12 protein-coding genes and 1 pseudogene are annotated in these 21,657 nt (G+C 44.3%); 7 read left to right on the top strand and 6 right to left on the bottom strand.

What is annotated here, in order from left to right:
- Window positions 1-134: 134 nt before the first annotated feature.
- Window positions 135-2,192, bottom strand: a complete 2,058-nt coding sequence (locus H6G74_RS13520) for a chromosome segregation ATPase (protein ID WP_190968161.1) — start codon at window positions 2,190-2,192, stop codon at window positions 135-137.
- 312 nt (window positions 2,193-2,504) lie between these two features.
- Window positions 2,505-3,404 carry an Hsp33 family molecular chaperone HslO gene (hslO, locus tag H6G74_RS13515; RefSeq protein ID WP_190968160.1) on the bottom strand — a complete coding sequence of 300 codons (900 nt, stop codon included), beginning with the start codon at window positions 3,402-3,404 and terminating at the stop codon, window positions 2,505-2,507.
- A 213-nt stretch (window positions 3,405-3,617) separates the two neighbouring features.
- On the opposite strand from hslO, the gene H6G74_RS13510 reads away from it, so the two are divergent.
- Both H6G74_RS13510 and H6G74_RS13505 read left to right on the top strand, forming a co-directional pair.
- A complete protein-coding gene (locus tag H6G74_RS13510; protein ID WP_190968159.1) occupies window positions 3,618-4,004 on the top strand; it encodes a hypothetical protein in 387 nt (128 codons plus the stop codon).
- A 165-nt stretch (window positions 4,005-4,169) separates the two neighbouring features.
- A complete protein-coding gene (locus H6G74_RS13505; RefSeq protein WP_190968158.1) occupies window positions 4,170-4,493 on the top strand; it encodes a hypothetical protein in 324 nt (107 codons plus the stop codon).
- Window positions 4,494-4,504: 11 nt separating this feature from the next.
- Here the strand turns inward: H6G74_RS13505 and H6G74_RS13500 are convergent, their stop codons facing one another.
- The 3 genes from H6G74_RS13500 to hisD all read right to left on the bottom strand — a co-directional run bounded on the left by H6G74_RS13500 (window position 4,505) and on the right by hisD (window position 7,044).
- The gene (locus H6G74_RS13500) at window positions 4,505-5,092 is read right to left on the bottom strand and encodes a Uma2 family endonuclease (RefSeq protein WP_190968157.1); all 588 of its coding nucleotides are present in this window, start codon (window positions 5,090-5,092) and stop codon (window positions 4,505-4,507) included.
- A gap of 19 nt (window positions 5,093-5,111) precedes the next feature.
- Entirely contained in the window at window positions 5,112-5,543 is a 432-nt protein-coding gene (locus H6G74_RS13495; protein WP_062290373.1) for a universal stress protein, read from the bottom strand.
- 199 nt (window positions 5,544-5,742) lie between these two features.
- Window positions 5,743-7,044 (bottom strand): histidinol dehydrogenase, encoded by a 1,302-nt coding sequence (hisD, locus tag H6G74_RS13490; protein WP_190968156.1) that lies wholly within the window; start codon window positions 7,042-7,044, stop codon window positions 5,743-5,745.
- Between the two features lie 777 nt (window positions 7,045-7,821).
- On the opposite strand from hisD, the gene rpsT reads away from it, so the two are divergent.
- From rpsT to H6G74_RS13460, 5 genes and pseudogenes are all read left to right on the top strand, one after another.
- A complete protein-coding gene (rpsT, locus tag H6G74_RS13485; RefSeq protein WP_190968155.1) occupies window positions 7,822-8,115 on the top strand; it encodes a 30S ribosomal protein S20 in 294 nt (97 codons plus the stop codon).
- A 75-nt stretch (window positions 8,116-8,190) separates the two neighbouring features.
- On the top strand, window positions 8,191-8,976 hold the full coding sequence (locus tag H6G74_RS13480; protein WP_190968154.1) for a TatD family hydrolase: 786 nt from the start codon (window positions 8,191-8,193) through the stop codon (window positions 8,974-8,976).
- Window positions 8,977-9,713: 737 nt separating this feature from the next.
- Complete coding sequence (gene rpoB / locus H6G74_RS13475) at window positions 9,714-13,013, top strand: DNA-directed RNA polymerase subunit beta (RefSeq protein ID WP_190968153.1); 3,300 nt, start codon at window positions 9,714-9,716, stop codon at window positions 13,011-13,013.
- A 118-nt stretch (window positions 13,014-13,131) separates the two neighbouring features.
- A pseudogene (locus H6G74_RS13465) lies at window positions 13,132-19,158 on the top strand (DNA-directed RNA polymerase subunit beta'').
- 224 nt (window positions 19,159-19,382) lie between these two features.
- Window positions 19,383-19,931 carry a GIY-YIG nuclease family protein gene (locus tag H6G74_RS13460; protein WP_190968150.1) on the top strand — a complete coding sequence of 183 codons (549 nt, stop codon included), beginning with the start codon at window positions 19,383-19,385 and terminating at the stop codon, window positions 19,929-19,931.
- 332 nt (window positions 19,932-20,263) lie between these two features.
- Here the strand turns inward: H6G74_RS13460 and H6G74_RS13455 are convergent, their stop codons facing one another.
- Window positions 20,264-21,538, bottom strand: a complete 1,275-nt coding sequence (locus tag H6G74_RS13455; protein ID WP_190968149.1) for a hypothetical protein — start codon at window positions 21,536-21,538, stop codon at window positions 20,264-20,266.
- Window positions 21,539-21,657 lie beyond the last annotated feature (119 nt).

The raw sequence follows: 21,657 nt of genomic DNA, 5'->3' as shown, positions 1-21,657 counted from the left end.
AATTCGCGGCTATAAAAACCAAGTCCGCCTACGCGGACTAAGGTAAAATCAATGCTTTTTAACCCGCGCATCTGGGTTTTGCTTGTGTAGCCGCGACTTCAGTCGTTTGGCTTATTCCTCCCAACTCCCTCTCTTCACAAATTAGTCCCTTCGGTAGTTGATGACGGTAACAAAGGCTCAGGTTGTGGTACTGGTTGAGGATTTAACAATTGCTGCCAATTTTTAATTTGTTCTTGTGCTGTACCGTAAGCACTCGTACCTCTAGGAACCAACTGAGCAGTTTCAATGGCTTTGCTGAGGTTAGAACTACTTTGAGAGCGAGCCAAGTCTAGTAACTGTTGACTCCATTGGTCAATAGCGACATTTGCATCCAAGCGCAGAATATTACTGCTGGGGACTTTATTGGCTAACCGAATTGCCTCAACTAAGGCATCTGGTGTACCCACAGCCGCAACTTGTCTGGCTCTGCTCCAGTTATCTTTGGCGCGAATTTGTCCTCGCCAATCATCAATAGCTGCTTGAGCTTCCCCAGAAAGCGCCCTTCCTGAAGATGCAATTGTCTGTGCGGCGTTAATTGCGGCGTTTAAATCTCCAGTTTGAGCCAAGTCTCGTGCTTGGTCTAAGTATGGTTGGTCTTGGATGCGTTCTATTTTCGCAGTCCAACTGTTAATTCTTCTGCGTGCTTCTGGGAATAATGCCCGCCCTTTACGAATTTGGCTGGCTTCGGCGATCGCAGCTTGTAAAGAGTTGATATCCTCTAATAAGGCTATTTGTTCAGCACGTTCTAAGTAGGGACGGTCTTCAATGGTTTCCACTTGAGATTGCCAACGTCCGACTTCTTGCCTAGCTTCGGAAGAACGCGGATTATTAGCAGGAATTTGTTGCGCTTCAATAATGGCTGCTGCTAAATCATTAATTGTACCTTGGCTGGCTAATGTGCGTGCTTTTTCCAGGCGAGCGACATCTTCAATTTCCAATTGCCAACGCGCAATCAATTGTTGGGCTTTATTATAGTTGGCGCGGGAAGGGTCAATTTCTTGCGCTTGGGCGATCGCTGTTTCTAAACTAGCAACTGTACCTAGCCACGCACTTCGTTGTGCGTCTGCTAAAGCAATAAAGTCTTCGACATCTGCTTGTAATTTAGTAATATCAGGAATTTGTCGCGCAATTTCTAAAGCTGCATCAGCATCTTTAGCATCCATCTTAGCTTGCGCCAATTCCAGCATTTTACGCCCATATAAAGGAATCGACTCTTGGGCTTTATCATAAAAATAACTATCTTTGCCAATCGATTCCGCAATTTTGATTGCTTCTAATAAGTTATCTACTACTTTTGTTTTGGCTAAACTATCAGCTTTATCTAGCTTATCTCCATCTTCCCGCACCGATACAATCAAGCGGTTGATTTGGTCGTATTTAGTACTTGACCAATATTTATTATCTACCCGCAGTAATTTTGCTGCCAACATTGAGGCTGATTGCCAGCGTCTTTGCTGCAATTCTGCTTCTACTGCTTGATAAATTTCGTCAGCTTTAGCCCAAATCGATTGCCACTTAGCAATTTTCTCATCTACTAACTTATATACAGGCAAGTCTTGGGGAATTTTTTGGGCGGTGGTAATTGCTGCTTCTAAATCTCCGGCTTGAAAACTTTGATCTGCTAACTGTAAAATATCCCGCGACCACTCCTCAATAAACCGATCAATTTCTCCCCGCAGTGGGTGATTTTCTGGTAACTGTCGAACTAAGGCGATCGCTTGTAATAAATCATTGACTGTCTGCTTAGAAGCCGCCAACTGAGCGCAGTGTAACCGCACCGAAGCACTAGCCAACGGCCAAAAAATCGACGGACAGTTAGGAGCCGCAGGCAATTTTAACAGCATTGCCATTGCGATAAATCCGATACTGCCAGGAATCAATGCTAACAATGTTGCCCATAACACCCAGCTTTTCATCCAGCGTGGCAAAGGTCTGGAAGGTTTACGAGGTGGAATGGTTTCGGCAGAATGATGATCTATTATTGGTAATCCTTCTGGATTATTTTCTGTTTGTTGTTTCACTGACTTAGAGTTAGAACCAGTAGCTGGGATGCCAAATGCTTGCGTTTCACCGAAGTGTGGTGTTCGGTTTGTGTGATCTGGCTCTCTAGCTCTAGCTGGAGACCAATCTTCTGGAATATCCCGCTCTGTCATCTCTCACACCAAAAATTTATTAAATAGTTATTGGCTCTAGGTCAAACAATTTTGGATTTTGGATTTTAGATTTACCTTACCCACAAGAGGGATATAGTTTAACAATTTTATATAGGTTCTGCCCTAACGTAGCGGGGCTGGAACCAAAAAACCAATCTAAAATCCAAAATTCCAAACCTCAAATTCGCAGGGTCAACAATTCAGTTGTTGCCATAGTAACTTTCTCATTGTGAAAAAGCTACTGTTTTTCCGAACTTTCTCCTGGTATACCTTTAACCTTGGCTAAAATCAGTGTTATTTTATACTTAATTTTCAACCAGAAGATTCTGCTTGTAAATCAACAATTAATTGTGCTAAGTGATCACTACTTGCTTGATAAACTCTGCTACAAAAATCGCAAGTAGCCTCAGCACCATTATCTTTCGCAATCATGTCTTGTAATTCCGCTTCTCCTAAAATCTTAAGTGCGCTCAATACCCGATCAAAAGAACAACTGCAATGAAAACGCAACATCTGAGTTTCGGGAAATATTGACAAACCCATATCTCCCAACAAATCAGTAAAAATTTCTGGTAGGGTCTTACCTGCTTGCAACAATGGGGTAAATCCTGATAAGGCAGCCACCCGTGATTCTAAAGTTTCTACTAATGCTTCATCTCTAGCTGCTTTCGGTAAAACTTGGACTAACAATCCTCCAGCCGCAGTGACTCCAGTCGCACCCACAAACACACCTAATACTAAAGCTGATGGTGTTTGTTCTGAGTTTACTAAGTAATGCGCCACATCATCGCCAATTTCCCCAGATACTAGTTCAACAGTACTAGAGTAAGGATAGCCATAACCAATATCCCGAACTACATAGAGGTAGCCACTACCGACTGCACCGCCAACATCAAGTTTACCTTTAGCATTAGGTGGCAGTTCTACAGACGGGTTGCTGACATAACCCCGCACTGTTCCATCCAAGCCCGCATCTACCAATATACCACCCAAAGGGCCATCGCCTTTCACCCGGATATTAATCCTCGAACCAGCACGCTTCATGCTAGAAGCCATTAATAAACCTGCTGCCATAGTCCGTCCTAGTGCGGCTGTTGCCACATAAGAAAGTTGATGGCGCTGCCGAGCCTCTTCTGTCAAGCGTGTAGTGATGACACCCACTGCACGAATCCCACCTTCGGCTGCTGTTGCGCGAATTAACTGATCCGCCATGAAAAAACCTTACATTTCTTAACAACTTCACTGTTTCTATTCTAAGTTCTCAGTTACCATCCAGGTGGGTGGATGCTCAGTGGCGATCGCATTTGCAATACTAGAAATACAATTCATTCAAGAATCTAGAAGTCAGGATTTAGAATGCAGAATTTTATGGCTTCTCGCTTTTGAATACTTTTTTGTCGTCCTCACCTTTACAATTCGCAAAAAATGCTAGGTAATTTTCAACAAAGCCAACTACGGATAGAAATCGCAGCATCAGCCAGCGCCATTGGTGATAGCTTGCTACGTCCAGCACAATTAGAAAAATGGCTCTTAGGGCAACGTTTTAACCCCGGAATGCCCGAAGAAATTTATCCAGGATTCCAGTTTACAAGCTGGACTGGCCCTGTCTCCATTCATCATCAGGTGGATGTAGTGCAGTCCAATTGTCTGCGGTTGCTACTCAGTGGCGGTATTGACGGTTTTCATGAATGGTACTGGGGCGAAGGTTGGGTACAGTCCCGCTTGGAAGGCATTTCGATGTTACCCATCAATTTAGGTCAAACCTTGAGTTTATTAAGCCTGCGGCAGTTTTTAGTGCAGAAAAGCATATGAAAAATGACAAAGACGAATACTAAACGCAACTTCTGACTTAGACTTATGTACTTTCAAAACTAAAAGAGTAGGGAACAAAAATCAATATAAATAATTGGCGAAAAAAAGAGTCTATGTTATTGTCGTAAGACGATAAATTAACGTAGTTCAACTTTATACTTGCTTATGACTTTATATTATAATCCTCAAACAAAAAAACTTGAAAGTAAGTCCCCTCTAGGTATATTTTCACTACTCTTTCCAGCTTTTTTTCCTATCCTAGAAATATTCTCTAAACCTGGTAATCTTGAGAATGATGATGCTAAAAATATAGAAACTATTATCAAAGCTGGTAAGGACAATAATGTAGATGAAATGGAAATAGAATTGGATCGTCAAGTAGTGCAAGGTTTAGACATAAAGTGTATTGAACAAAATATAGAGGGTATTAATATAACCTTGGGTCAGAAAGGAAAAACTAATTATAAACTTAAAGTAAAATACAAATAAAGTTTTTACCGTTAATCTTCCGCAGATAACACTTGCTCAACTGTTAATTTTAATTCGGGAAAAGTTGCCGATAAAATTTTTTCTGAGCCGATAAATTCTGCTGGTTCGTATAATTCATCAATCAATGTGAAGACAGTTAATTTATTGATTAATGGATCAACAATCCAATACTCTGGAATATTCAGAGCATTATACTCAACTCGCTTGGCTCGATAATCTACAGTTTTGGTTGATTCGCTGACAACTTCTACTACTAACAATGGCGGTGGTTCATTAATTTCAATCACTGCTTCTCTGTTTCTTAATTCTCGCCATTGAGGTAAGGGAATAATCACGACATCAGGAATTCTGGAGGTGTCCCATTTACCTGCACGGGGAGAACGCACACCAATCATCATTTGTTTGGCAGTCCAATCAAAATTTAGTCTAATAATTTCATTTTGAAAACATTGAGTAATAAATCCGATGATTGCCCCGTGTTGCCCACTTCTCAAACTCAGGGGAATTAATTCTCCATTGACTAGTTCGTAACGAGTATCAGTGCCATCATTGTATTTTAGATATTCGGCAAAAGAGAGTTTTGGGGTAGTTGTAGTCATATTGCTGTTACTACCATTGTTAATTTTTACTGGGCTTTACCACTAATACAGAACAATTAGCTTCTTCTACTACTTGACTACTCACAGAACCCTGGACAATGCGCTTCATTCCAGTTAATCCGCGACTCCCAATAATAATTAAATCAGCTTTATAAATATTAGCTAGGCGAATAATTTCATCGGCAGGTTCGCCAGTGACTAATTCTACTGCACTGTGAATCGATATTTTTTCTTTGTAAGATTGGAGTTGTTTTTCGATTTGGAAATAAGATAATGCTGGAGATTCTGGATGAGGACGATCGGCGGGTAGTTCCATCTCTGAATCTGGTGTCGGAAATACGTGACACAAAACGACTTTAGTTTCTGGTGATAATACCAAATCATCCAAAACCTGAATGACACGTTCTGCAATATCCGAACCATCCAGAGCTACCAATATATTATTCAGCACTGCCCTCGTCTCCTCAAAAGTAGACCCCTGAAACTCTAGCACTTACACCAATAATATTACTGATGGAAGCTCAGGTTTATCTTATTTTATGTATGCTTGGCGATCGCTAATCGCTTTGCCGCCATACAGTTTGATTTTCTAGTGTGCAGCCCCAGGCTAGTTTTTACTAAAAGTGTTGGAAAAAATTAAGCATTCCCCATTACTCATCTTTTTGAATCCGCCGCCGGACTGAATCAGCGTGGGAAGGTAGTCCTTCTGCTGTTGCTAGTGCGTCAATTGCGCCAGCCATTTTTTGCAGGGCTGTGGGTGAGTATTGAATAATACTGGAGTGTTTGAGAAAGGTTTCTACACTTAAAGCTGAAGTATAACGGGCTGCGCCAGAGGTAGGTAAGGTATGGTTTGGCCCTGCTAAATAGTCACCAACAGCTTCTGGTGTGGAGTAGCCTAAAAATATCGCTCCAGCATGGCGGATTTGCGGCAAAATTGCCCAAGGATCTTTGACTTCCAACTCCAAATGTTCCGGTGCAAATTCATTGGAGAGTTCTGCTGCGGCTGCTAAAGATTCTACCAGCACAATTAAGCCGTAGTGGGCGATCGCTTTTTCCGTATCGATCCGCCTGGGGTGATCAACTAATTGTCTTTCCACCGCGACTTGGACATTTTTCGCCAAAGCCGGATCTGTAGTTAATAAAATTGCTGCTGCCATTGGATCATGTTCGGCTTGGGCTAACATATCAGCAGCCACATGCACCGGATTGGCAAATTCATCGGCAATAATTAACACCTCGCTCGGCCCTGCGAGCATATCAATGCCCACAGTACCATAGACGAGTTTTTTGGCTAAGGTGACGTAAATATTGCCTGGCCCGGTAATTACATTAACTTTCGGAATTGTTTCTGTCCCATAGGCTAAAGCGGCGATCGCTTGCGCCCCGCCAACGCGGTAAATTTCTTCGATTCCGGTTTCTTGGGCCGCCACCAGCACGGCTGGGCTAATCACTTTCCCCGCCCCTGGTGGTGTCACCATCACAATTCGGGGTACGCCAGCCACCTTCGCTGGAATAGCATTCATTAACACCGTACTTGGATAAGCCGCACGACCACCAGGAACATATATCCCGGCTCGGTCTACTGGGGTGTAGCGTTTGCCCAAGACTACATCATCTTCCCCAAAATTGACCCAGCTTTTGGGGACACGTTGACGGTGAAATGCTTCAATTTGCCGAGCCGCTAACTGAATCGCTTGGAGCAATTCTTTAGAGACTTGCTGATACGCCGTATCTAGTTCCGAACCCGTAACGCGCAGTTCTTCCAGCTTTAAGGCTTGGTGGTCAAATTCAGCCGTGTAGTGCAGCACAGCTTTGTCGCCTTGGCGCTTTACCGCTTGCAACACTTCCCGCACCGTTGCTTCTTTATGAACCACTTGTTCGTCATGGGTGCGATCGCAGATACGTTGTAGTTCTGCTTTAACATCTGCCTGCTGAGTAATGATTCGCAGCATGGAGTAAGGAAAATGCCAAAATTTTTAGATTATTCCCGCTTGAGAATTAGTCTGGCTCTTGACCCCCAAGAGGGATGAGTTTCGCTTTAATTCTCATCTCTAGCTTAACCTGGATTTTTTTGATACTCCCCAGGATGCCAGCACATGGGTGAGTTAATTTAGATGATCGAATTGCCTCAGTTCGACTTGCCTAGTGGGCTTTTGGATAGAAAGCAGGAGTGTAATTCTACCTATCTTTCCCCCCTATGCCTTACTTTCTATGGTTTTCTTATGTCGATACATTTTGATTTGCCAATCCAAAAGGTCAGTATAGGGTCTGAGTATAGTTATTACTTATTTGATTATTTATTCAGGTACTTTATTCTAGCTTATTTCCAGGGTTCGGCACAGAAATTCACTGACAGAAGAGGCAGAGGGGAAGGGGGCAGGGAGCAGGGGAAGCAAGCCCTTCCCTGGAGTGCGGAAGCATGGGTGCGAAGCCCCGCCCTGGAAGGACGCTCTGGCGGGGACAAAGTTCAAGCTCAGGCTAAGTCTTCCCCCCGCCCCCTGCCCTCTGACTTGAAAATGCTGAGTGCTGAGCAACAATGCTAGTCCCACTTTCATGCTTGGCTATGAAACTTGTTTCATCGGGACTGCCCCTGCCCCTACTCCCTGCCCCCTGCCTTCTTCAAACCAAAGCAAGATTTTTTTGAGAAATTCTGATATTGGCAAGATGAATGCTATATTAGTAAATCTAGTAGTGTGTGTACATATTAAATAGTCTTTTTGGAATCGACTGTGGCGAATACAAAGTCTGCTCTTAAACGCGCCAGTATCGCAGAACGCAATCGGCTGCGGAATAAAACCTACAAATCAGCTGTTAAGACGCTGATGAAGAAATACTTAACTGTGGTAGAAACCTACGCAGCTAATCCTACGCCCGAACTCAAACAAGAAGTTGACTTAAGGCTGGCTGAGGCTTACAGCAAAATCGATAAAGCTGTAAAGCGGGGCATTCTGCATCCTAACAACGGTGCTAGGAAAAAATCGAGATTGGCTCATAAACTCAAGCCAGTCGCAACCGCACAGTAGTAGTCATTGGTCATTTGTCATTGGTTATGTGTTGCAGCAAAAACCAATGACAAAAGACAAAGGACAAAAGACAAAATGCAGCTAATTGACACCCACGTTCATCTTAACTTTGATAACTTCCAGCCAGATTTAGCAGCAGTGCGATCGCGGTGGCAAGCAGCAGGGGTCGTGCGTTTAGTACATTCCTGTGTAGAACCATCAGAGTTTTCCAGCATTCAAGCAATTGCCCAGCAATTTCCTGAACTAAGTTTTGCTGTAGGGTTACATCCTTTGGATGCCGAACAATGGCAAAGTGACACAGCCGAGAAAATTAAACACTTGGCAAGTTCCGAGGCGAAAGTGGTGGCAATTGGGGAAATGGGGCTGGATTACTACAAAGCCGAAAACTATGAGCAGCAGCGCATGGTATTTACCGAGCAATTAGCGATCGCATCAGCACTCAATCTGCCCATGATTATTCACTGTCGAGATGCGGCCAGTGATGTCAGGGAAATTTTGCAAAAATGGCAGGAAATTACAGGCGGAAGAATGCGGGGTGTAATGCACTGCTGGGGTGGTACACCAGAGGAAACCCAATGGTTTTTGGATCTGGGTTTTTACATTAGCTTTAGCGGGACTGTAACATTCAAAAACGCTAAAGAAATTCACGCCTCAGCCGCGATGGTAAGTAGCGATCGCCTATTAATAGAAACAGACTGTCCTTTTTTGGCTCCTGTTCCCAAACGGGGTGAAAAACGCAATGAACCAGCTTATGTCCGTTATGTAGCGGAAAAATTAGCCGAATTGCGGGGAGAGACTGTAGAAGCGATCGCCCACCAAACCACGCACAATGCTTGTAAACTATTTGGATTGGCTCTTTAAGTAATTAACTGTTGCAATTGTCGGGTGTGTACCAAGATAAAAAAATTCAGGAGGATAAAAATATGCTAATATTAATGCCTCCAAAACATTTTGCTTGCGTCATAATGATAAAGGAAGAAACCAAAGACTTTTAAGCTTAATATATTGTTATCAACTTGACCATCCTCCACTCTCCACACACGGATGCTCGGAATCAATGAATCACCATAGCAACCGACATTGAGATAAAATTTGGCAAAATATACCCTGCTTTGTATCTAAAACTATAGAAAATTGTTAAAAGTACTTGTCTTGTGAGTAAAACCCACCAAAATAAAGCCATTTTGATTCAAAGCCAGCATCACGCGGCCGATTATCATTATCTTTTGATATTGCCGTGAAGATAAGCGTGCTTAATTTAAAGATTTAAGATGCAAAAATTTTGAGCTGCGTAAGCTACTTACGCGCTTTGGAGGGGAAGTGAGGAAAGTAAATCAAAGGCAGAACTCTCTCAACCTGTCGTTGAGAAATCAAGTTAATAGCTGGGTTATAACCGCTATTAATAGCTTGCAAGGGCGTTTACCCCCCTTGTCAAAATCACCCTGTCCAGATTAAAAAAATGCTGCGGTTATCAGCATGAATTAATAACAGGTGGCACAAGGAGAAGTTCCCCAATGGCTACGGACACTGACGCGGATCAAGCATCATCCCCTAGCAGTGTCCTCTAAAAGTTTAACCAGGTTGACAAAGGTAGAGGCATGAATAACGACAAATATATGGAACCCGCCTTTTTGTTGCCCGACTTGATTGAAATTCAGCGATCAAGCTTTCGCTGGTTTTTAGAAGAAGGGTTAATAGAAGAACTGAACTCCTTTAGTCCTATTACAGACTACACAGGCAAATTAGAACTGCATTTTTTAGGACATAACTATAAACTTAAGGAGCCGAAGTACAGCGTAGAGGAAGCAAAACGGCGGGATAGTACTTACGCAGTGCAAATGTATGTCCCCACGCGCCTGTTGAACAAAGAAACAGGGGACATTAAAGAACAAGAAGTATTTATTGGTGATTTGCCGTTAATGACCGATCGCGGCACGTTCATTATTAACGGAGCCGAGCGGGTAATTGTCAACCAAATTGTGCGATCGCCTGGAGTTTACTACAAATCGGAAATCGATAAAAACGGTCGGCGGACATATTCTGCCAGCCTCATCCCCAACCGGGGTGCATGGCTGAAATTTGAAACCGACCGGAACGATTTGGTGTGGGTACGGATCGATAAAACCCGGAAACTCTCAGCGCAAGTACTTCTCAAAGCCTTGGGTTTATCAGATAACGAAATTTTTGATGCCCTACGTCACCCAGAATATTTCCAAAAAACCATCGAAAAAGAAGGGCAATTCTCAGAAGAAGAAGCCCTGATGGAGTTGTATCGCAAACTCCGTCCCGGTGAACCACCAACCGTATTAGGTGGACAGCAACTATTAGATTCTCGCTTCTTCGATCCCAAACGCTATGACTTGGGTAGAGTTGGTCGTTATAAACTCAACAAAAAACTCCGGTTGTCAGTTCCCGATACCATGCGTGTCCTGACCCCTGGTGATATTTTGTCAGCCGTCGATTACCTCATCAACCTGGAATACGATATTGGTAGCATAGACGATATTGATCACTTGGGTAATCGCCGAGTCAGAAGCGTGGGCGAATTGCTGCAAAACCAAGTCAGGGTGGGTTTGAATCGTTTAGAACGGATTATTCGGGAACGGATGACCGTATCTGATGCCGAAGTTTTGACACCAGCATCTCTGGTCAACCCCAAACCTCTAGTCGCAGCCATTAAAGAATTCTTTGGCTCCAGCCAATTAAGTCAGTTCATGGATCAAACCAATCCCCTGGCTGAACTGACCCACAAACGCCGACTATCAGCTTTAGGCCCTGGCGGTTTGACTCGTGAACGGGCGGGGTTTGCGGTGCGGGATATTCACCCCTCCCACTACGGACGGATTTGTCCCATCGAAACTCCTGAAGGCCCCAACGCGGGTTTGATTGGTTCCTTGGCAACCCATGCGCGTGTTAACCAGTACGGCTTCTTAGAAACACCATTCCGTCCAGTAGAGAATGCACGGGTAAGGTTTGATTTACCTCCTGTTTACATGACCGCCGATGAAGAAGATGACCTGCGGGTAGCACCAGGAGACATACCTGTAGATGAAAATGGTTTAATTATTGGGCCACAAGTACCAGTCCGTTACCGCCAAGAATTCTCCACCACGACCCCAGAGCAGGTAGACTACGTAGCGGTTTCCCCAGTACAAATTGTATCGGTGGCAACTAGTATGATTCCCTTCTTGGAACATGACGACGCGAACCGGGCGCTGATGGGTTCTAACATGCAACGTCAAGCAGTACCCTTGCTGAAACCAGAACGCCCCCTAGTGGGAACTGGTTTGGAAGCCCAAGGCGCGAGAGACTCCGGGATGGTGATTGTTTCCCGGACAGACGGAGATGTTACCTACGTAGACGCGACAGAAATTCGCGTGCGTCCCAAACCAAATGCACCGGAAATTAGATACACCGTTTCTAAATACCAACGTTCTAACCAAGATACCTGTTTGAACCAAAAACCCTTGGTACGGATTGGGGAACGAGTAGTAGCTGGACAAGTACTAGCAGATGGTTCCTCCACCGAAGGCGGTGAATTGGCACTGGGGCAAAATATTGTCGTCGCTTATATGCCTTGGGAAGGCTATAACTACGAAGACGCAATTTTGATTTCGGAACGGTTGGTACAAGATGATGTTTACACCTCAATTCACATTGAAAAATATGAAATTGAGGCTCGGCAAACCAAACTCGGCCCAGAAGAAATCACCAGAGAAATTCCCAACGTTGGGGAAGATGCTTTACGCCAGTTAGACGAACAAGGCATTATCCGCATTGGGGCTTGGGTAGAATCAGGCGATATCTTAGTCGGTAAAGTTACACCCAAAGGTGAATCCGACCAACCACCAGAAGAAAAACTCTTACGTGCCATCTTCGGGGAAAAAGCACGGGATGTGCGGGATAACTCCTTGCGTGTACCAAACGGTGAAAAAGGTCGTGTAGTTGATGTTCGCTTGTTCACTCGTGAACAAGGAGATGAACTACCACCGGGAGCCAACATGGTAGTACGGGTGTATGTCGCCCAGAAGCGGAAAATCCAAGTCGGGGATAAAATGGCGGGTCGCCACGGTAATAAAGGGATTATTTCACGGATTTTGCCACTGGAAGACATGCCTTACTTACCAGATGGTTCCCCAGTAGACATCGTACTCAACCCCTTGGGCGTACCCAGCCGGATGAACGTCGGACAAGTATTTGAGTGTTTGTTGGGCTGGGCTGGTCATACCTTGGGTGTGCGCTTTAAGATAGTTCCCTTTGATGAAATGTATGGGGAAGAATCATCCCGCCGCATTGTGCATGGCAAATTGCAAGAAGCACGGGACGAAACAGGTAGAGACTGGGTATATAACCCCGATGACCCCGGCAAAATCATGGTGTTTGATGGACGTACCGGCGAACCCTTTGATCGACCTGTGACCGTTGGTGTAGCTTATATGCTGAAACTGGTGCATTTGGTCGATGACAAGATTCACGCTCGTTCTACAGGCCCCTACTCCTTGGTTACACAGCAACCCTTGGGCGGAAAAGCTCAACAAGGTGGTCAAAGATTTGGGGAAATGGAAGTGTGGGCGTTGGAAGCCTTTGGTGCAGCTTACACCTTACAGGAATTGCTGACAGTGAAATCCGACGATATGCAGGGACGAAATGAAGCCTTAAATGCGATCGTTAAAGGTAAGGCAATTCCCCGACCAGGTACACCAGAATCCTTTAAGGTGTTGATGCGAGAATTGCAATCCTTGGGGTTAGATATTGCGGTTCATAAAGTAGAAACCCAAGCTGATGGTAGTTCTTTAGATGTGGAAGTTGATTTAATGGCAGACCAGTCAGCCAGACGTACACCACCACGTCCAACTTACGAATCTCTCTCCCGTGAATCGTTAGATGACGACGAATAGAGAGTAATGAGTGCTGAGTGCTGAGTATTTAATACCTCAGTATTCGCACTCACAGCTTAGAAATCTCTTGATTGATTACTTTTAACTGAATACTTTACTTGTAACTCAACACTTAAGTATGAGAGCAGCCCAAACTAATCAGTTTGACTACGTAAAAATCGGTTTGGCATCACCAGAACGCATTCGGCAATGGGGCGAACGCACCCTACCTAATGGTCAGTTAGTAGGTGAAGTCACCAAACCAGAAACGATCAACTACCGGACTTTAAAGCCAGAGATGGATGGCTTATTTTGTGAGCGCATCTTTGGCCCCGCAAAAGATTGGGAATGTCACTGTGGTAAGTACAAGAGAGTCCGCCACAGAGGCATTGTTTGTGAACGTTGTGGGGTAGAAGTCACCGAATCTAGAGTGCGTCGCCACCGGATGGGATATATCAAACTGGCTGCACCTGTAGCTCACGTTTGGTATCTCAAAGGCATCCCCAGTTATATTGCTATCCTGTTGGATATGCCTTTGCGGGATGTAGAACAAATAGTGTATTTCAACTCTTATGTTGTTCTCAGCCCTGGTAATGCCGAAACTTTAACTTACAAGCAACTACTGAGTGAAGACCAGTGGTTGGAAATTGAAGACCAAATTTACAGCGAAGATTCTACCTTACAAGGGGTAGAGGTTGGCATTGGTGCAGAAGCACTGCTGCGCTTGTTAGCTGATATTAATTTAGAGCAAGAAGCAGAAAGCCTGCGGGAAGAAATTAGCACAGCTAAAGGTCAAAAACGCGCCAAGCTGATTAAACGGCTGCGGGTAATTGACAACTTCATTGCGACGGGTTCTAAACCAGAGTGGATGGTGATGACCGTCATACCCGTGATTCCGCCAGACTTGCGTCCAATGGTGCAACTTGATGGTGGACGGTTTGCAACCAGCGACTTGAATGATTTATACAGACGTGTAATCAACCGCAACAACCGTCTGGCACGCCTACAGGAGATTTTGGCACCAGAAATTATTGTGCGGAACGAAAAGCGGATGCTGCAAGAAGCAGTAGACGCGCTGATTGATAACGGTCGTCGGGGTCGGACGGTAGTTGGTGCTAATAACCGACCACTAAAATCTTTGTCTGACATTATTGAGGGTAAGCAAGGACGTTTCCGACAAAACTTGTTAGGTAAACGGGTTGACTACTCTGGACGTTCAGTAATTGTGGTGGGTCCGAAACTGAATATTCACCAGTGCGGCTTACCGAGAGAAATGGCGATCGAGTTATTTCAACCGTTTGTGATTAACCGCTTAATTCGTAGCGGGATGGTGAATAACATTAAAGCGGCGAAAAAGCTGATTTCTCGTTCTGACCCAAGTGTTTGGGATGTGTTAGAAGAGGTGATCGAAGGACACCCAGTGATGCTCAACCGCGCACCCACACTACACCGTCTGGGGATTCAAGCTTTTGAACCAATTTTGGTGGAAGGACGAGCCATTCAATTACATCCTTTGGTTTGTCCGGCGTTTAACGCTGACTTTGACGGCGACCAAATGGCGGTACACGTCCCACTTTCTTTGGAAAGTCAGGCGGAAGCAAGGTTGTTGATGTTGGCTTCTAATAATATTTTGTCGCCAGCTACAGGTAAACCAATCATTACACCTAGCCAAGATATGGTTTTGGGGGCTTACTACCTGACCGCAGAAAATCCCCACGCGACAAAAGGCGCTGGTAAATACTTTGCTTCCCTCGAAGATGTAATTATGGCCTTTGAGCAACAGCAAGTAGACTTACACGCCTATATCTACGTGCGGTTTGATGGTGAGGTTGAATCAGATCAACCTGATACAGAACCTTTGGAAGTAACCAATAACGATGACGGTACCCGGACATTACTGTATAAGTTCCGCCGAGTTCGAGAAGACTCCCAAGGAAATTTGATTTCTCAGTACATACGCACAACACCTGGCCGCGTCATTTACAACAAGGCAATTCAGGAAGCACTAGTAAGTTAAAAGTAAAAAGGCAAAAAGCAAAAGTAAGAACTTTTTTACCTTTTTACTTTTGCCTTTTGACTTCTATTGACTAAGGACGAATGACTAATGACTAACGAAAAAAAAGTTTTTCGCAATCGTGTAGTTGATAAAGGTCAACTGAGAAATTTGATTTCTTGGGCGTTTACCAACTACGGTACGGCGCGAACCGCAGTGATGGCGGACAAACTCAAAGATTTAGGTTTCCGCTACGCTACTAGGGCTGGGGTTTCCATCAGTGTGGATGATTTGATGGTACCACCAAGCAAGCGCAGTCTTTTGGAAGCCGCCGAAGAAGAAATTCGGGCGACAGAAGCTCGTTATCAACGGGGCGAAATCACAGAAGTAGAACGTTTCCAAAAAGTAATTGATACTTGGAACGGTACGAGTGAAGCTCTCAAAGATGAGGTGGTGGTTCACTTCAAAAAAACCAATCCCCTCAACTCTGTGTACATGATGGCGTTTTCGGGAGCGCGGGGTAATATTTCCCAAGTTCGTCAGTTGGTAGGGATGCGGGGACTGATGGCAGATCCTCAAGGGGAAATTATTGACTTACCAATTAAAACCAACTTCCGGGAAGGTTTGACGGTTACAGAATATATTATTTCTTCTTACGGTGCGCGGAAAGGCTTGGTAGATACGGCGCTGCGGACGGCTGACTCTGGTTATTTGACACGCCGTCTGGTGGACGTGTCCCAGGATGTGATTGTTCGAGAATTCGATTGCGGTACTAGCAGAGGTCTAGCTCTACAGTCGATGACGGAAGGTAGCAAAACCTTGATTCCTCTGGCAACGCGCTTGATGGGACGGGTAGTGGGAGAGGATATAGTGCATCCTACAACCAAAGAAGTAATAGCACCACGCAACACCCCCATTTCTGATGACTTGGCAAAAATAATTCAAAAAGCTGGGGTAACACAAGTAGTGGTGCGATCGCCTCTTACCTGTGAAGCCGCCCGTTCTGTATGTCAACATTGCTACGGCTGGAGTTTGGCGCACGCCAAGATGGTAGACCTGGGGGAAGCGGTGGGGATCATTGCGGCGCAAAGTATCGGTGAACCCGGTACTCAGCTAACCATGCGGACATTCCACACTGGTGGGGTATTCACTGGGGAAGTTGCTCAACAAGTACGCTCCAAAATGGCTGGGACAGTCAAGATTCCTCGCAAGTTGCGGACAAGACCTTACCGTACACGCCACGGGGAAGATGCTTTGTACGTGGAAGCGAACGGCATCTTAATTTTAGAACCCAAAAAAGAAGGTAGCGAAACTCCTGTTAACCAAGAAATTCAAGTTACCCAAGGTTCCACACTATACATCACTGATGGTCAACAGGTAAAACAAGGTCAGTTATTGGCAGAAGTCGCCATTGGGGGACGGACAACTCGCGCCAACACTGAAAAAGCGGTGAAAGATGTGGCCTCGGACTTGGCTGGAGAAGTGAAATTTGCCGATGTGGTGGCGGAACAAAAAACCGACCGCCAAGGTAACACCACAACCACAGCCGCTAGAGGTGGTTTGATTTGGATTTTATCTGGGGAAGTTTATAACTTGCCCCCTGGTGCAGAATTGGTCGTGAATAATGGCGATCGCATCGATAGCAACGGTGTGTTAGCGGAAACCAAACTCACCAGTCAGCATGGTGGTGTAGTGCGTTTACCCGAAGCTACCCCCGGCAAGAGTACCAGAGAAATTGAAATCATCACCGCTTCGGTGGTTCTAGACCAAGCAGCAGTTACTGTTAACAGTTCTCAAGGACGCAACAACTACTTAATTACCACTGGGAACAACCAGGAATTTAACCTGCGGGCTACCCCAGGCACAAAAGTGCAGAATGGTCAAGTAGTTGCGGAATTAATTGATGACCGCTATCGCACAACCACTGGTGGCTTTTTGAAATTCGCTGGGCTAGAAGTCCAGAAGAAAGGCAAAGCCAAACAAGGTTATGAAGTAGTACAGGGCGGTACCATCCTGTGGATTCCCGAAGAAACCCACGAAGTTAACAAAGATATCTCGCTGCTGTTGGTAGAAGATGGTCAGTTTGTCGAAGCAGGTTCTGAAGTCGTCAAAGATATCTTCTGTCAAAACAGTGGTGTCGTCGAAGTCACCCAGAAAAACGACATTCTGCGGGAAGTAGTGGTTAAACCCGGCGAACTGCTGATGGTGGATGATCCAGAAGCAGTGATTGGGCGAGATAACACCTTTGTCCAGCCAGGGGAAGAACTGTTGGGACAAACCTTTACTGAGTTGCGCTACATCCAGTATGTAGAATCTCCCGAAGGCCCAGCATTGTTAAGCCGTCCTGTAGTGGAATTTGCTGTACCTAATACCCCAGATGTACCTTCAACAACATCTGTAAGTCAGCAAACCGGACGTTCAATTCAATTACGCGCCGTACAGCGCCTACCTTACAAAGATTCTGAGCGAGTCAAATCTGTGGAAGGTGTGGAATTACTGCGGACTCAGCTAGTGTTGGAAATTGAGCAAGAAGGCGAACAAGACCACAATGCTTCGCCGTTAGCAGCTGATATTGAATTGATTCCTGACGCAGAAGACTCAGAAATCCAACGCTTGCAGCTAGTGATTTTGGAATCATTAGTAATTCGCCGGGACATTGTAGCTGATGCTACCCAAGGTAGTACCCAAACTAGTTTGGAAGTCAAAGATGGCGATACTATTGCCCCTGGGGCTGTAGTTGCACGTACCCAAATCTTGTGTAAAGAAGGCGGGATTGTGCGCGGTGTCCAAAAAGGCACAGAAACTGTACGCCGTTGCTTAGTATTGCGTCACAGCGATATGAACACCGTCACAACTGCTGCACAACCGAAGGTGAAAGTCGGCAATTTGCTCGTAGAAGGTGCAGAAATCGCCCCCGGTGTATTTGCGGAAGAATCTGGGGAAGTTGTAGAGGTGAAGAATGCGCCTCCCGCAGCTGCTGGTGATGAATCAGCCCTCAGTACCCAGAATTATCGGGTGACAATTCGCTCTGGTCGTCCTTACCGAGTCAGTCCTGGTGCGGTGTTGCAAATAGAAGACGGCGATTTGGTACAGCGCGGTGATAACTTGGTGCTGTTGGTCTTTGAACGCGCCAAAACCGGAGACATCATTCAAGGTTTGCCACGGATTGAAGAACTTCTAGAAGCACGCAAACCAAAAGAAGCATGTATTTTGGTACGTCGTGGCGGAGAAGTCAAGGTGGTTTATGGTGATGGCGATGAAGCGATCGCTGTTAAAGTTGTGGAATCCAATGGTGTAGTCACCGACTATCAGCTTGGCCCTGGACAAAACTTGATCGTACCTGATGGTTATCACGTAACAGCCGGACAACCCATTACAGATGGCCCATCCAACCCCCACGAAATTCTAGAAATCTTCTTCAGCTTGGGTTCTGAGGATGGAGTCTACGCCTGCGCCAGCCATGCGCTACAGAAAGTTCAAACATTCTTGGTGAACGAAGTGCAGTTAGTTTATCAGTCCCAAGGGATTGATATTGCCGACAAACACATTGAAGTAATTGTCCGCCAGATGACCAACAAAGTGAGGATTGATGATGGTGGTGATACTACCATGCTTCCTGGTGAGTTGGTGGAACTGCGCCAAGTTGAACAAGTTAACGAAGCAATGGCTATTACTGGTGGTGCAAGAGCGCAATACACACCAGTATTGTTAGGTATCACCAAAGCATCTTTGAATACAGACAGCTTTATCTCGGCTGCATCCTTCCAAGAAACAACCAGGGTATTGACGGAAGCAGCAATTGAGGGTAAATCTGACTGGCTGCGGGGTCTGAAAGAGAACGTAATTATCGGACGCTTGATTCCGGCGGGTACTGGGTACAATACCTATGATGAACCGGGTGCGATCGATGATTACTCAACTTTGGATACTACCAGTGTCTTGGATGAAGTTGATGATCCTCTGGATATGGTGTTAGACGATCGCACCGCCCGCGCCTACAATTTAGATGCACCTTCTCTGACTGAAGGTACTTATGGTAGCCGACGCACAGGATCAATTTTGGATGAAGATGATTTAATTATCGACGGAGTTCATGAAGTCCACGACCTCATACCTGATGATGAAGAGGATGAATACGAGGAAGTTGATGAAGATGATGATTTCGATATGTAAATCGTCAGTGAATAATTAGTTAAGAAAGGCAAGAGACAAGTTTCTTTTGCCTTTTTTTTGACTATTTTGAGAAAATTATGTTTTATCCACAAACATAGTCTTAAACTATGCTTCGACTGTTATATAGTAATTTTCATGGGAATGAATTACAAGAGAAAATTAACCGCCGATAAACGCCGATGAATTTTGTTTTGTAGAAAATTGAAATTAACAATATTTTATATATGAATAACGAAATAAATAATCCGTCTTTAACAAATCTAGAATATTTTCCTTACATTGATGCAGAGGGAAAACTCCCGGAAATATTTCAAGGAAAAATAGGTGTGTATGCAATTTTTAATCATGATCAATTGCTACAGTTTGTCGGATATTCTCGTGATGTTTATTCTAGTTTGCAACAACATTTAGTGCGTCAACCAGAACAATGCTATTGGGTGAAGGTACAAACTATTGAACGTCCTAGTCGGACAGTTTTAGAAAATATTGAAAATGCTTGGATTGTTGAAAATGGCACAATACCTGCGGGCAATGGTGACAATAAAGAGAAATGGACACAACCTATTAATGTCAAAAATTTAATGACAGTAGAAGAACAAGCGAGTTATAACAATCCTGTTAATGATGAGTTGGCACAAATCAAAATTATCAAGAATGTGGCGCGAAGGGTAGAAGCAGAAATTTTCAAAATTTTAGAATCTCGTGGGTTGCAATTACAAATGCGGTTTAATCCTAAATTGAAGGAAGAAGGATTACTCGATTTGAAGTCTTGATACCAAGTTGTAGAAACGTTATATAGCGTTTCCTAGTCTACTGAGGTACAAACTTATCTGTTTCCATCTGCGTTTATCCGCGTTCATCTGCGGTTAATTATTCTTGCTTGTACCTCACTAGAGTGAGAAACATTATATGTCAATACAGTTCAGTTAAGACTAAAACTCTTTGTTAAAGTCATTTTTTTGAACGAACCGCAAAGAGCGCAAAGAGCGCGAAGAGAAGAAAAAATGACTAACTAAACCTTATTGCTTTGGATTTAACGTCTCTACAAGATTCTGAGAATATGCAAACTGCTATTTTTTTGAAAAAAATCAACTAAATTTCGAGCTTACTGGAATTGCTTGAATTTATTATTGGCAGATAATAGCAACTCTTGGGCTTTTAAATAAACAGTTGTGCCTTTTTCGACTTTTTCTAATTGATTGATAATACTGTGTAATTGACTAATGACGCGATTGCGATCGACATTTTTGGGGTCATTAGGCAAAGATGCGACTAGGTTTTCTATTTCTTGTTGCGCCCTGGCTAATGCTTGCACAGAATCAGCTTCAGCTTGTCGTCTGATTTTGACTTGACCCAAATTAGTTTCATAAGTTGCTAACAGCTTTTGGGCTTCGGCATAACCTAATAAATCTGAGGAAGGAACTTGTTTTAAGCGTTCAATAGCTTCTGACCACAAATTTTCTATTTGTTGCCATTCGGTGACGGTATGTGGTGGATTTTGTCCGGCTTTTGCGGCTTGCCAAGAAAATTGTTGGGCGGCGGTAATTAAAGTACTGATGCGTTCATTGCCTGCGGCTAATCCCACAACTTCCTGAAATTCTCGTTTGTAGCCATCTAGTTGAGTTTGAGCAGTTTTTCCGGCTAAGGTTTCACCGGGGATTTCTTCTAGTTTATCCAGTGCAGCACGCCAAGCTGCGATCGCTGACTTTTTGTCTGTGATTGTTGTAGCCTGTTGATACTGCTGTTTTGCATTCAATAATGCCTGATTATTCTCAGTTAGCAGGGTTTGAGCATTTTTTTCTTGAAAAACCTTGGCTTCTAATTGTCCTACTTGACGACGCGCTGCATTCAAACCATAAACACTGAACCGCCAGTCATACCACCAATATTTATATTCTGGCCAATCGTTACCAAAAACCGTTGGCAAGTTATTCAGATGGATTTTTGTCTGTTGCAGTTGTTGTTCACCCAAGGCTAAATCTGCGGCGCTGGTTGGTTTTTCAATCAAGTATTCGGCTTGCTCAAGAGATGTCAAGGCTTGCCGATAATGTTGTTCTATATTGATGTAACTGGGAAGCAACAACAAAGGTGCTTTCTGCACTACAGTCCGGCGAATTGTCGGTTCTGGCTGATTTGCCACCCAAACTATACCTGCGGGAATGCCAATTAGTATGGTGAGCCAAATTAGCTTGCTACCTATACCTTTTTTGCTTTTGCGGGGTTGTTGTGGAGAAGATATCCTACTAATTTGCCCTTGTTTTGCTATTTCCTGTTCTAACTCCGCCAGCGTTTTTAGTTTTGCTGGTTGTGGGCTGACAGATGAATTGGTGCCAGAGTTTTTACGGACAAAAATCTTGGTAATTCCGTGTAAAAAAGCCATACGTATATTCAATGCTGAATTTAGTATTCCCAAACTCAGTTGAAATTCATATCTTGTCTGGTAAGGCGTAGTTAAAACTTACCCATGTCAAAAACAGGACTTACGCGCAAAGATTGTCT

The organism is Nostoc spongiaeforme FACHB-130, assembly GCF_014698475.1.
Classification (GTDB): domain Bacteria; phylum Cyanobacteriota; class Cyanobacteriia; order Cyanobacteriales; family Nostocaceae; genus Nostoc_B; species Nostoc_B spongiaeforme.
The sequence above is the reverse complement of the archived record's forward strand: the minus strand, read 5'-3'. Positions and strand labels throughout refer to the sequence as shown.